Origin of the sequence: Geomonas limicola (assembly GCF_014193675.1) — a bacterium.
Taxonomy (GTDB): Bacteria; Desulfobacterota; Desulfuromonadia; order Geobacterales; family Geobacteraceae; genus Geomonas; species Geomonas limicola.
Map to the genome: position 1 here is coordinate 58762 of NZ_BLXZ01000011.1, position 12995 is coordinate 71756.

Genomic DNA, 12995 nt, shown 5'->3' on the forward strand with positions numbered 1-12995 from the left:
AAATACTGGCCTTACTCGATGATCGAAGCAACCACGCCGGCGCCGACGGTACGGCCGCCTTCGCGGATTGCGAAGCGCAGACCTTCGTCCATGGCGATCGGGGTGATCAGGTTGACGGTCACGGAGACGTTGTCGCCCGGCATAACCATCTCGACGCCTGCTTCGAGGTCAACCACGCCGGTCACGTCGGTGGTCCTGAAGTAGAACTGCGGACGGTAGCCGTTGAAGAACGGGGTGTGACGGCCGCCTTCCTCTTTGGAGAGGATGTAGGCTTCGGCTTTGAACTTGGTGTGCGGGGTGATGGAGCCCGGCTTGGCCAGAACCTGGCCACGCTCGATCTCTTCACGCTTCACACCGCGCAGCAGGGCGCCGATGTTGTCGCCAGCGCGACCTTCGTCCAAGAGTTTGCGGAACATCTCGACACCGGTAACGGTGGTCTTGGCGGTTTTCTTGATGCCGACGATCTCGATCTCTTCGCCGACTTTCACGATACCGCGCTCAACACGGCCGGTAGCAACGGTACCGCGACCGGAGATGGAGAACACGTCTTCGACCGGCATCAGGAACGGCTTGTCGATGGCGCGCACCGGCTCCGGGATATACGCGTCAACGGCGTCCATGAGAGCGATGATGGCTTCCTCGCCCAGGGGCCCTTTGTCGCCTTCCAGGCCTTTCAGAGCGGAACCCTTGATGATGGGTACGTCGTCGCCCGGGAAGTCGTAGGAGGAGAGCAGTTCGCGAACTTCCAGCTCGACCAGTTCGAGGAGCTCTTCGTCGTCCACCATGTCGGCCTTGTTCAGGAACACGACGATGTAGGGAACGCCAACCTGACGAGCCAAGAGGATGTGCTCGCGGGTCTGCGGCATCGGGCCGTCAGCTGCGGAAACAACCAGGATAGCGCCGTCCATCTGGGCAGCACCAGTGATCATGTTTTTAACGTAGTCGGCGTGGCCCGGGCAGTCGACGTGAGCGTAGTGACGCTTGTCGGTCTCGTACTCAACGTGGGCGGTAGCGATGGTGATACCACGCTCGCGCTCTTCCGGGGCGTTGTCGATCTGGTCGAATGCTTTGAACTCAGCCTGGCCTTTACCGGCCAGCACCTTGGTGATAGCAGCGGTCAGGGTGGTTTTGCCGTGGTCAACGTGACCGATGGTGCCAATGTTGACATGCGGCTTAGTTCTTTCAAATTTCGCTTTTGCCATGAGGAATCCTCCCTGAGGTAACTACTTGACAGCTTTTCAATTATATACAACAGCGTTTAGTATGTGAATGCGATTTTACTGAGGGGAGTGGAGCCCACAACCGGATTCGAACCGGTGACCTCTTCCTTACCAAGGAAGTGCTCTGCCTACTGAGCTATGTGGGCTTATCTAGTTATTGGAGCGGGAAACGGGACTCGAACCCGCGACCCTCAGCTTGGAAGGCTGACGCTCTAGCCAACTGAGCTATTCCCGCCAATGACAGCGTGAAGCGAAGTTGTTTGAATCAACGTGCCCTCGCCCTTACCAGTTCCGCGACCGTTCAAGGTCTCCTGGACTCGAGCAGATGCCCATCTCATCTGCAGGGTTGGTGGTGGAGGGAGGAGGATTCGAACCTCCGAAGTCGATGACGACAGATTTACAGTCTGTTCCCTTTGGCCGCTCGGGAATCCCTCCAGACGGTGTGCCTACCTGTTCATGCTGTGCAAAAGAACTGGAGCTGACGATGGGACTCGAACCCGCAACCTGCTGATTACAAGTCAGCTGCTCTACCAATTGAGCTACGCCAGCCTATCATCGTCCGCTACGCAGCGCCCGTTCTCGTTGGGCGAAGCGAATCCCTGTTCTATAGCAAACCCAGATCTAAGTCAACAAAATTTTTTCGCGACACTGAATTTTTTTCGGCGAAGTGTCTCGAGCGGAATCCCCGGTGGCGCCGGTCGCGCGAAAGCCAGTAGTATATCGACTGCGGGTTTTCGCGCAAGTGACGAGAATGGCGAGAGAGGCGAAATAGTGCGAAGGGGCTGGTGTACGCTACCCACCCACGTCACCCTCAGTCAGCCTTGGCACTCGCACCGAGCTCTCTCTTCAGCCCCCCCTAAAACTCGCCCTCGCCCTCGGAGGGAGGGAATTTTAGGCTTTCGCAGGGAAGTGGCGACATCAGCGCCGGCGATCACCGCCGTCACGCTTGCCACCTGCGCTGCGACTGGAAGTACCGGCACTGGCACCACCAGCACCGCCCGAGCCGTTACCGCCAGTGCGGCCGCCACTGGAGCGGCCAGCAGCTCCGGCGTTTTTCCCACTACCACCACTGTTACGCACATGCCCCTCACCAGCACCGAACAGCTCGGCTGCGGCATCTTCCCTGCCACACTCCCTGAGCGCCTCAAGGCAGAGCTTGCGCTGGTCCGGCAGGTGATAGAGCAACAGCGCCTTCTGCAAACCCTTTTCACGGTCCGTCTTCGCCACGTAGACCTGTTGCCTGGTGAAAGGATCCACCCCCGTGTGGTACATGCAGGTCGATAGCGTCCCGGGCGTGGGGGTGAAGTCCTGCACCTGCTCCACCGCCATGTTCCAGCGCCGAAGCTGCAGCGCGAGGTCCACCATGTCCGACAAGGTGCATCCGGGATGGCCCGAGATGAAGTACGGGACGATGTACTGTCGTTTCCCTTTCTGGGCGCTCTGTTTCAGGAAGGCATCCCTGAAGCGGACGAAGCTTTCCCGTCCCGGCTTGCGCATCGCCGCAGTCACCCGGTCCGAGAGATGTTCGGGCGCCACCTTCAGGAGCCCGCTCACGTGGTGCTCGACGAGTTCACGCAGGTAGTTCGGCTGGCGCTCCAGCAGGTCGTACCGCACCCCCGACGAAACCGCGATGTTCTTCACACCGGAGACCTTACGAGCCTTCACCAGGAGACGCGAACTGGAGGCATCATTGGTGACGAGGTTACGACAGGGCTGGGGATAGAGACAGCTCTCCCGGCGACAGACCGCGCCAGCCTTGGCATCGCCGCAGGAGAGACCGAACATGTTGGCAGTCGGCCCGCCCAGGTCGCTCACCGAGCCACGGAACCAGGGAAGCTTGGCAAGCCGCTCCAGTTCCTGCAATACGCTTGCTTCGCTGCGGGACTGGATCGTCTTTCCCTGATGGTGCGTGATGGCACAGAAGGCACACCCGCCGAAACAGCCGCGGTGCGTGGTTATCGAGGTGCGGATCTGCTCGTAGGCGGGAATCGGCTCACGGTAACTGGGATGGGGAGCCTTCACAAACGGCAGCGCGTAGAGGGCGTCCAGCGCCTTCTGCGACAGAGGCTGTGCCGGCGGATTGCACACCAGGTAGCGGCTTGCGTGACGCTGCAGTACCGTTTTGGCGCACCCCGGATTCTGCTCACCACTCAGCAGTCGAAACGCCTCGGCATAACGTGCCTTGTCGGCACTGACGTCCTCGTAGCTCGGCAACTCCACGCACTCACCAACCTCCGCAGCCTCCGGCCGGGTCGATGCGGCAACGGCAGTTCCACGAATATCCCTGATCGAAGCAAAGGGTTCGCCAGCCATGAGTCGGGCCACCAGCTCCAGCAGGGGAGTTTCCCCCATGCCGTACACCAAGAGGTCGGCCTTGGCGTCGAAGAGTGCCGAGCGGCGCACCTTGTCTTCCCAGAAGTCGTAGTGGGCAAAGCGGCGCAGGCTCGCCTCGATGCCGCCGATGACCACCGGGGTGTCGCGGTAGGCCTCTTTCAGTCGCGAGGTGTAGATAATGGTGGCGCGGTTGGGGCGGGCGCCGTGGCGGTTTCCGGGGGTGTAGGCGTCGTCGCGGCGCAGCTTGCGGGCCGGGGTGTAGTGGGCGACCATCGAGTCCATGGCGCCGGCGGCCACCGCAAAGAACAGGCGTGGGCGCCCCAGGGCCATGAAAGCGTCCTTGCTGCGCCAGTCGGGCTGGGCGATGATGCCGACCTTGAGCCCCGTGCTCTCCAAAAGGCGCGCCAAGAGCGGCACGCCGAAAGCGGGGTGATCCACGTAGGCGTCGCCGGTAACGAAGATGACGTCGAGTTCGTTCCAGCCGCGGGACCTGGCTTCGGCCAGGGTCATGGGGAGAAACTGCGGGGGTACTGAGGGATTTTCGGGATGCTGTTTCATGGTTTTTTCACCGGACCGACCAGTCTGATCCGACCGATCGGTCCGATAAGGGTGTTACTGCAAAACGGTTACGGGAAAATCGGCAAAAAGTCGAGCCCCAGCGTCTCCGGCAGGCCGCACATCAGGTTCATGTTCTGCACCGCCTGCCCCGAGGCCCCCTTCACCAGGTTGTCGATCGCCGACACCACGATGATCCGCCCGGTGCGCTGGTCCACGGTGACGCCGATGTCGCAGAAGTTCGAGCCGCGCACAAACGCCGTCGAGGGGAAGCTCCCTTCCGGCAGCACCCTCACAAACGGCTCGCCATCGTAGAACGCCTGGTAGAGTTCAACCAGCTCTGCGGCAGTGGCACTCTTCAGCGGAGTGCTGTAGATCGTCGCCAGGATGCCGCGGTCCATCGGGACCAGGTGCGGCGTAAAGGAGATGGCGAGCGGCGCCCCGTTAAGAATCGACAGCTCCTGCTCGATCTCGGGGATGTGACGATGGACGCCCCCCACACCGTACGGTTTGAATCCTTCGTTCACTTCACAGTACAGGTTGTCGACCTTGGCACCGCGGCCCGCACCGGAAACGCCCGATTTGGCATCGACGATGATTGACTTCGGATCGATGAGCTTGTTTTTCAACAGCGGCGCCAGGCCAAGGATGGTGCTGGTCGGGTAGCAGCCGGGATTGGCGATCAGCGAGGCCTCGCGGATCACATCGCGGCGCAGCTCCGGAATGCCGTACACCGCCTTGGAGAGCAGCTCCGGGTTCATATGCTTTTCATACCACTGGCCGTAAATATCGGCGTCGCGCAAGCGGTAGTCGGCAGAGAGATCGACCACGTCCTTCCCCATCTTCAGGAAGGTCGGGACCACTTCCATGGCGGCCTTGTGCGGCAGCGCGGTGAAGACCACATCCACCTTCTCCGAGATGCCTATCGGCTCCAGGTTTTCCAGCGGCAGGTCGATGCGCCCGCGCAAGGTCGGAAACACCGAGCTTACCGGCTTGCCGGCATTCTGCTCGGAGGTGACACAGGTAACCGCCACCTCGGGGTGCGCATAGAGTATTCTCAGCAGCTCGACACCGGTATAACCACTGGCACCAACAACAGCGACCTTAAGCATAAAAAACCTCCCAGGAAAAACAGTTCACAGGTTATCTATTCTATGTCAGAGGCCTGTGCCACCTATCGGCGCGAAGCCGACCATGCGCACGCAGCCTCTCGAGAGAGTGTAGAACGGAGAACGTAGCACAGAGAACCTGCCTTTGAACATCCCCTTGTCCAAACAGCAAAAGGAGGAACCCTCGCGGGTTCCTCCTTTGCAATGAAACAGCGCCCTCGCCAGCGAATTAACGCTTGGAGAACTGGAAGCTTGCGCGTGCAGCTTTCTTGCCGTATTTCTTTCTTTCTTTGATACGCGAGTCACGGGTGATGAACCCGGCTTTCTTCAGCGTACCGCGGAGATCGGCATCGGCCTCGATGAGGGCCTTGGTGATGCCGTGCTTGATGGCGCCAGCCTGGCCGGAATCGCCGCCACCCTTGACGGTAACGAAGATGTCGAACTTGCCGACATTCTCAGTCAGTTCCAGCGGCTGCTTAACAACCATCTTGGAAGTTTCGCGACCGAAGTACTGGTCGAGAGTCTTGGTGTTGACGGTGATCACACCGGAGCCGGGCTTGATCCAGACACGGGCGATCGAGGATTTCCTTTTGCCAGTTGCATAAAAGGTTGCTGCTGCCATTTGTATATCTCCTAGAACGAATTAGATGTTCAGATTTTTCGGCTGCTGGGCGGCGTGCGGATGGGTGTCGCCTGCATAGATCTTCAGCTTCTTCATCATGTGACGGGCCAGCTTGTTCTTCGGCAGCATGCCCTTCACGGCTTTCTTGAGCAGTTCTTCCGGCTTCTTCTCGATCAACTTACCAGCAGTAACCTCTTTGAGGCCACCCGGGAAAGAGGAGTGCGAGTAGTAGGTCTTGTCGGCCATCTTCTTGCCGGTCAGCGCGATCTTCGCGGCGTTGACAACAACGACGAAGTCGCCAGTGTCGACACTCGGGGTGAAGGTCGGCTTGTTCTTGCCACGCAGGACGTTGGCAATCTCAGTAGCGACACGGCCCAGCACCTTATTGTCCACGTCGACCAGATACCAGTCCCTGGTCACTTCTTCTTTTTTAGCAACTTGCGTCGTCTTCATTGAAACCTCACAGCTATCTGGAATGTGCACTCGGATTACGGAAAGTTGAAAATCTAATCGAAACGCGAACGCATGTCAACACAAAAATGTCAAGACAAAGGATCCTCGTGGTAAAAGACCCGCATGAGACAGAGCCCGTGGGGGGGCGCGGTCTGTCCGGAAACCTGGCGGTCCCGCTCGACAAGCAGGCGCGCGATGTCTTCGGGCGGCCTTTTCCCCTGCCCCACTTCCACCAGCGTCCCCACCATGACCCGCACCATGTTCTTCAGAAACCCGTTCCCGTTCACGTCGATGTGCAGCCAGGAACCGTCCTGGACCAGCTCCACGGAATAGATGGTACGGACCGTGGTCTTGGCCACGCAGTTGGAGGCACGAAAGGCGTTGAAGTCGTGCTCGCCCACGAAATGGGCTGCGGCTAAGCGCATGGCGTCGAGATCGAGCGGCATCCCGATGCGCCAGGCGATGTGGCGTGCCAAGGGCGAGCGCAGCGGGTCGAGCAGGATCGAGTAGCGGTAGTGCTTGCAAGAGGCATCCGAACGCGGGTTGAAGGCAAGCGACACCTCGCAGGCCTCACGCACCGCGATATCGGGCGGCAGGAGCGTATTGAGCCCCTCGCGGAAGGCCCGCAGCGGCAGCGCCTTTTCGGTGGTGAAACAGGCCACCATGCCGCGCGCATGCACGCCGGCGTCGGTGCGCCCCGAGGAGCGCAGCTTGGTCGGCGTGCCGAGCATCTGCACGAGCGCTCCCTCCACGACCTCCTGGACGGTAAGCCCGTTGGGCTGCACCTGCCACCCGGCGTAGGCGGTGCCCTCGTATTCTATGGTGAGCTTGATGTGGCGCATGTACTACCGTGGTTCCTTTTCTTGATGACAATCCTTACGGCCCACAGTGGAGGATGTGGCAGCTTCCCCCACCCGCAAGGGGCGGGGGAACGGGATCACCACCGGGGGGCAGAAATGAGCGCCGCCTGTGCCTCAACATAAATACTACTTCAGGTACTTCTCGATCAAGAGTTCGGCGATCTGCACCGCGTTGGTCGCGGCACCCTTGCGGACGTTGTCGGCAACCACCCAGAGGTTGAGGCCGTTCTCGAGAGAGAGATCCTCGCGCAGGCGTCCAACCAGTACGGCGTCCGCGCCAGCCGCGTCCATCGCCATCGGGTACTCGTGCTCGGCCGGGTCGTCCACCAGTTCCACGCCCGGGGCATCTTCCAGAAGCTCACGTGCCTTTTCGACGCTGAGCTTCTTCTCAGTCTCGATATTGATCGACTCGGAGTGCCCGAAGAATACCGGCACCCGGACACAGGTCGCCGAGGTCTTGATGGCATCCCCCATTATCTTCCGGGTCTCGTTCACCATCTTCATCTCTTCCTTGGTGTAGCCGTTTTCGAGGAAGGCGTCGATCTGCGGCAGGCAGTTGAAGGCGATCCGGTGCGGATACACCTCGCTGTTGGCCGGGCGACCGTTCAGAAGCTCGCCGGTCTGGACACGCAGTTCGTCGATGGCCTTATTGCCGGTACCGGAAACCGCCTGGTAGGTGGAGACCACGATGCGCTTGATGGTGGCAAAGTCGTGCAGCGGCTTGAGGGCCACCAGCATCTGGATGGTCGAGCAGTTCGGGTTGGCGATGATCCCTTTCCTGGTGTAGCCTGAAAGCGCCTCGGGATTCACCTCCGGAACCACCAGCGGCACCTCCGGGTTCATACGCCAGGCGCTCGAGTTGTCGATGCAGACCGCGCCGGCCTTGGCCGCCGAAGGGCAGAACTCCTCGGAGCGCGCGCCTCCTGCCGAGAAGAGAGCGATGTCGATCCCCTCGAAGGAGTCGTGGGTCAACTCCTCAACCGGCACCGCCTTCCCCTGGAACTCCAGGACCTTCCCGGCGCTGCGCTTGCTGGCCAAAAGTTTGAGGGTGGCAACCGGGAACTCGCGTTCTTCGAGGCACTCGAGCATCTGGGTACCGACTGCGCCGGTAGCGCCGACGATGGCTACGTTGTATTTCCTGCTCATGCGACTTCTCCTTTAGACAAAAACGGGAGCGCGCCCCCCGCTGTGCTGCCCGGGGGACGCGCTCCGTTTGATTACTACCACACAAAGTCGGCACGCGGAAACTGCCGGAAACCACGAAAGCGGAGCCGACCAGGCCCTTAAAAGGGGTATCTGCTGTTTTGCCCTGGGTTCCGCGCCATCCGTGTGCTGAGGTTTAGGGTTTAACGCTCCTTCAAGATCTGCAGCATGCGGCGCAGCGGCTCTGCAGCGCCCCACAGGAGCTGGTCACCGCAGGTGAAGGCCGAAAGGTACTGCGGCCCCATCTTCATCTTGCGCAAGCGCCCCACCGGCACGGTGAGCGAACCGCTGATCGCTGCCGGGGTAAGCTGCGCCAGGGTGTCGGCCTTGTTGTTGGGGACCAGTTTCACCCACTGGTTGTCGTTCTTGATGAGCTCCTCGATCTCGCCGATCGGCACGTCCTTGTTGAGCTTGATGGTCAGCGCCTGGCTGTGGCAACGCATGGCCCCCACGCGCACGCAGATGCCGTCCACCGGAATCGGGTTTGCGGTGCCGAGGATCTTGTTGGTCTCGGCGTAGCCTTTCCACTCCTCGCGGCTCTGGCCATCCTCGACTTCACGGTCGATCCAGGGGAGCACGTTGCCGGCGAGGGCAAACCCGAACTCTTTCTTGGGCAGCACGTCGCCGCGCAGCTCGGCGGTCACCTTGCGGTCGATCTCCAGGATCGCCGAGGAGGGGTTCGCCAGGTGGTCGCAGACCGACCCGTGCAGGACACCCATCTGGCAGAGGAGCTCGCGCATGTTGGGAGCGCCGGCACCCGAGGCAGCCTGGTAGGTCATGGAGGAGATCCACTCCACCAGCCCGGCGCGGAACAGCCCGCCCAGACCCATCAGCATGAGGCTCACGGTGCAGTTGCCGCCGATGTAGTCCTTGATCCCGTTTTTCAGCGCCTGGTCGATCACGTTGCGGTTCACCGGGTCGAGGATGATCACGGCATCCTTCTCCATGCGCAGGGTGCTCGCCGCGTCGATCCAGTACCCCTGCCAGCCGGCCTTGGCCAGTTCCGGACGCACCGCCTTGGTGTAGTCGCCGCCCTGGCAGGTGATGATCACATCCAGCTTCTTCAGCTCGGCGATGTCCGAGGCGTCCTTCAGGGTCCCGGCATTCAGGGGAGCTTGCTGCCCCACCTGCGAGGTGGTGAAGAATACCGGCTCAATACCGGCGAAATCGTTCTCCTCCTGCATCCGCTGCATGAGGACCGAACCTACCATGCCACGCCAACCGACAAGTCCGACTTTCATAGGGGAACTCCTTTTCGACGTATGTAATTACAGTTCTAGATAGTGCTGGTACAGACCCGGCCCGGTGCAGGACTAGAGGTAGGCGATGATGGCGTCACCGATCTCCTTGGTGTTCACCAGCTTCAGGCCCGCCTTGTCCTGGTAGATGTCGCGGGTGCGGTACCCCTGGTCCAACACCTTGGCGACGGCGTTGTCGATGGCGTCGGCCGCCTCGATCATCCCGAAGGAGTAACGCAGCATCATCCCCGCGGAGAGGATCTGGGCAATCGGGTTTGCGATCCCCTGGCCGGCGATGTCGGGTGCGGAACCGCCGGAGGGCTCGTACATGCCGAAGGTCCCTTCAGCGAGAGACGCCGAGGGGAGCATCCCCAACGAGCCGGTCAGCATGGCGGCCTCGTCGGAGAGGATGTCGCCGAACATGTTCTCGCAGAGCATGACGTCGAACTGCTTGGGCCACTTTACCAGCTGCATGGCCGCGTTGTCCACGTACATGTGGGAGAGCTCGACGTCCGGGTATTCCTTGCCGATGCCGATGACGATCTCGCGCCAGAGCACCGAGGTGGAGAGGACGTTCGCCTTGTCGATGGAGCAGACCTTCTTGCCGCGCTTCCGGGCCGCCTGGAAAGCGACATGCGCAATGCGCTCGATCTCCGGGACGCTGTAGCGCATGGTGTCCACGCCGACGCGCTCGCGGCCGGCCCCTTCGATCCCCTTGGGCTGCGAGAAGTAGATCCCGCCGGTCAGTTCGCGGATCACCAGGATGTCGAAACCGCCGGCGATCACCTCTTCCTTCAGCGAGGAAGCGGCGGTCAAGGACGGGAAGATGATGGCCGGACGCAGGTTGGCGTAGAGGCCGAAGATCTTTCTCAAGGGGAGCAGCGCACCGCGCTCGGGCTGCTCGTCCGGCGGCAGGGTCTCCCACTTGGGGCCGCCCACCGAGCCGAACAGGATGGCATCGGAAGCCTTGCAGATGTTGACGGTGGTCTCGGGAAGCGCTTTCCCTTCCAGGTCGATCCCCGCTCCGCCGACGTTGGCGTGGGTGCGTTCAAAAGTGACATCGTAGCGTTTTTCAACTGCGTCCAGCACCTTGAGTGCCTCTGCCATGACCTCCGGACCAATGCCGTCGCCCGGCAGTACCGCCACTTTAAAAGCCTTTCCCATTTCCGCAAACCTCCAGTAAGTATTGAAGGATGGATTCTATTTGTGAGGTCACATATTGTCAACACAAAAAGCCCCTTAAACTTAGGTTTAACGCCCCCATACACCGCCTACGAGCACGGCAAACGGGCACCCGGCCTGTCACCTTTTGCACAACGGAAGGCGAAGTTTCTCCTGCACCCGGTCCACGCCCCACACGACGCGCTCTTTTGCAACACAAGATCGCCTTCTGCAATGATTGAGCGAAATAATTGCACGAGATAACCCAAAGATGTTTCCTCGACGACCAAATGCACGAGGTCACTCCCCAATAAAAGAACAGACTCAATGTCTGTTTTTTGAGCTCCAAAAAGTAAATGCAGGACTACATAGTTGTGTTTCGAAGCTCCAAAAACGTTCAAGGCAAGGCATACCCGGTTTTGGCAGCTCTGCCCCCGCTATCCGAAACATCCCGGTTCGCATTCTAATGTACGTCTACCAAAAACGGTCTAACGGTTCGCATCTTACGGTCGCTGCTCAACATTTTTATAGTTTATTTTCATGAATTCGTGTGCTATGCTTTCCCAACGAAACTGAGCCAGGCTGTGCGCCTCGCGGAATCCCCCGGCAGCCCGGGCGCCCCGTCGCTACAAGCCACTGGAAATATAGGGGCTCTTCGTGTGGGATCGGCCTGGCACTGCCATAGTTTCCGATCTTTTCTATCAAGGCCAGAGTCACAGCCGACAGCTTGACAACACCAACCTGCTGGATTAGTTTTTATCCCTCTGTGGTACCGCGACCTTCTGAAGTTGAACCTTCAGTAACCGGGTCGTCGTGAACAGCATCTATCTTTGGGCGCACTCGTTCTCTCTGAGATGCTTGGGCAGCTACACAAAGATTCCTGCTGCAGTACCCGATGACGGATTTTTTGCTACAATTGCCAAGATTGATTCCCACATACCAAAAGATAGAAGTCAAATTCGGTTGGAGAGCACATGAAATGCCTGCGTTCCGTACTACCCCTCGTTCTGGCTTTTTCTCTTGTTTCCATGACCGGCTGCAGCCATCCTCCGGTGAAGCGCTTCATGGGTGATCCTCAGAATCCCTACCCGCTGACAGCGCCCCCCAAGGTGGGCGACATCTTGCATATCCCCACCGGCGTGCTGGTGACTCCCGAGCAGATGCTTTCGGTAGCGGCCGACGCCCGCGTGGTCTACGTTGGCGAGACCCACGACAACCCGGCCTCGCACCGGCTCGAGCTGGACGTCCTGAAGGCCATGGAAGAGCGCCACCCGGGCAAGGCGGCGCTGGGGATGGAGATGTTCGTCCGCTCGCAGCAGCCCGTACTGGACCGGTGGGTGGCCGGCGAACTCGACGAGAAGGCCTTTCTGAGGGAATCGCACTGGTTCGAAAACTGGAAGATGGACTTCGGCTACTACCGCGATCTCCTCGTCTACGCCAAGGAGCACCGTATCCCGGTCATCGCGCTCAACGCCGAGAAGGACTTGGCCCAGGCGGTGAGCAACATGCCGCTCGAGGAGCTTTCCCCCGAGTTGAAGGCGCGCCTGCCCGAGATGGACCTCGGTGACCCGTACCAGCGCGGCATGGCCGAGAGTATCTTCGCGGGGCACAGCCACGGCAAGATGATGATGGACGGCTTCGTGCGGGCCCAGACCCTGTGGGACGAGACCATGGCCGAGAGCGCCGCCCGTTTCCTGACCAGCCCGCAAGGAAAGGACCGGCACCTGGTGGTGATCGCCGGCGGCAACCACGTCGGTCACGGCTTCGGCATCCCGCGCCGGGTTTTCCGCCGCATCCCCACCTCTTACGTCACGATCGGCGGCAACGAGATCGCGATTACCAGGAGTGAACAGCCGGAGACCATGGACGTGGAGCTTCCGAGCTACCCGAACGTCTCCTACGATTTCCTCAACTTCCAGGCCTACGAGGAACTCCCCGAGCCGAGCGTGCGCCTGGGGATCGCCTACGAGTCCACGCCGGACCAGCGCGGCATGCGGGTGCAGAGCGTGCTCCCGAACTCGAACGCCGAGCGTGCCGGGATGAAGGAGGGGGACATCTTGCTGGCCCTGGACGGCGAGCCGCTCAAAGAGAACATCGACCTGGTCTACGCGCTGAAGAAGAAAAAACTGGGGCAGAAAAGCACCCTTACCGTGGAGCGCGACGGCAAGCAGCTCACCCTGGACGTGGTGTTCCAGAAAAACGAGAAGCCTAAGCACGGCAAGCCTTAACTTAGCGCTGAC

The 12995-nt window shown here is 60.4% G+C and carries 9 protein-coding genes, 4 tRNA genes and 1 pseudogene; 1 reads left to right on the plus strand and 13 read right to left on the minus strand.

Translation table 11 applies throughout. The annotated features are described in order from the left end of the window. Positions 1-11: 11 nt before the first annotated feature. The 13 genes and pseudogenes from tuf to leuB form a co-directional block, all read right to left on the minus strand. The gene (gene tuf / locus H7688_RS21230; RefSeq protein WP_183363249.1) at positions 12-1202 is read right to left on the minus strand and encodes an elongation factor Tu; all 1191 of its coding nucleotides are present in this window, start codon (positions 1200-1202) and stop codon (positions 12-14) included. Positions 1203-1290: 88 nt separating this feature from the next. Then, positions 1291-1366, minus strand: a tRNA-Thr gene (locus H7688_RS21235). Between the two features lie 12 nt (positions 1367-1378). Further along, positions 1379-1455 (minus strand) — tRNA-Gly (locus H7688_RS21240). A 115-nt stretch (positions 1456-1570) separates the two neighbouring features. Continuing rightward, positions 1571-1655 (minus strand) — tRNA-Tyr (locus tag H7688_RS21245). A 38-nt stretch (positions 1656-1693) separates the two neighbouring features. Continuing rightward, a tRNA-Thr gene (locus H7688_RS21250) sits at positions 1694-1769 on the minus strand. A gap of 495 nt (positions 1770-2264) precedes the next feature. After that, a pseudogene (locus tag H7688_RS21255) lies at positions 2265-4112 on the minus strand (YgiQ family radical SAM protein); the annotation flags it as partial. Positions 4113-4180: 68 nt separating this feature from the next. After that, positions 4181-5221 (minus strand): N-acetyl-gamma-glutamyl-phosphate reductase, encoded by a 1041-nt coding sequence (gene argC, locus H7688_RS21260; protein WP_183363260.1) that lies wholly within the window; start codon positions 5219-5221, stop codon positions 4181-4183. 226 nt (positions 5222-5447) lie between these two features. Continuing rightward, positions 5448-5840, minus strand: coding sequence for a 30S ribosomal protein S9 (gene rpsI / locus H7688_RS21265; protein WP_183363261.1), 393 nt, complete (start codon positions 5838-5840; stop codon positions 5448-5450). Between the two features lie 21 nt (positions 5841-5861). After that, positions 5862-6293: a 50S ribosomal protein L13 gene (rplM, locus tag H7688_RS21270; RefSeq protein ID WP_183363262.1), complete on the minus strand. Its 432-nt coding sequence runs from the start codon at positions 6291-6293 to the stop codon at positions 5862-5864. A gap of 89 nt (positions 6294-6382) precedes the next feature. Beyond that, a complete protein-coding gene (gene truA, locus H7688_RS21275) occupies positions 6383-7135 on the minus strand; it encodes a tRNA pseudouridine(38-40) synthase TruA (protein ID WP_183363263.1) in 753 nt (250 codons plus the stop codon). Positions 7136-7279: 144 nt separating this feature from the next. Next, on the minus strand, positions 7280-8299 hold the full coding sequence (locus H7688_RS21280; protein WP_183363264.1) for an aspartate-semialdehyde dehydrogenase: 1020 nt from the start codon (positions 8297-8299) through the stop codon (positions 7280-7282). Positions 8300-8499: 200 nt separating this feature from the next. After that, a complete protein-coding gene (gene asd, locus H7688_RS21285) occupies positions 8500-9597 on the minus strand; it encodes an aspartate-semialdehyde dehydrogenase (protein ID WP_183363265.1) in 1098 nt (365 codons plus the stop codon). Between the two features lie 72 nt (positions 9598-9669). Beyond that, the gene (leuB, locus tag H7688_RS21290) at positions 9670-10758 is read right to left on the minus strand and encodes a 3-isopropylmalate dehydrogenase (protein ID WP_183363266.1); all 1089 of its coding nucleotides are present in this window, start codon (positions 10756-10758) and stop codon (positions 9670-9672) included. Positions 10759-11783: 1025 nt separating this feature from the next. On the opposite strand from leuB, the gene H7688_RS21295 reads away from it, so the two are divergent. Then, complete coding sequence (locus H7688_RS21295) at positions 11784-12983, plus strand: ChaN family lipoprotein (protein WP_246329916.1); 1200 nt, start codon at positions 11784-11786, stop codon at positions 12981-12983. Positions 12984-12995: the final 12 nt, after the last annotated feature.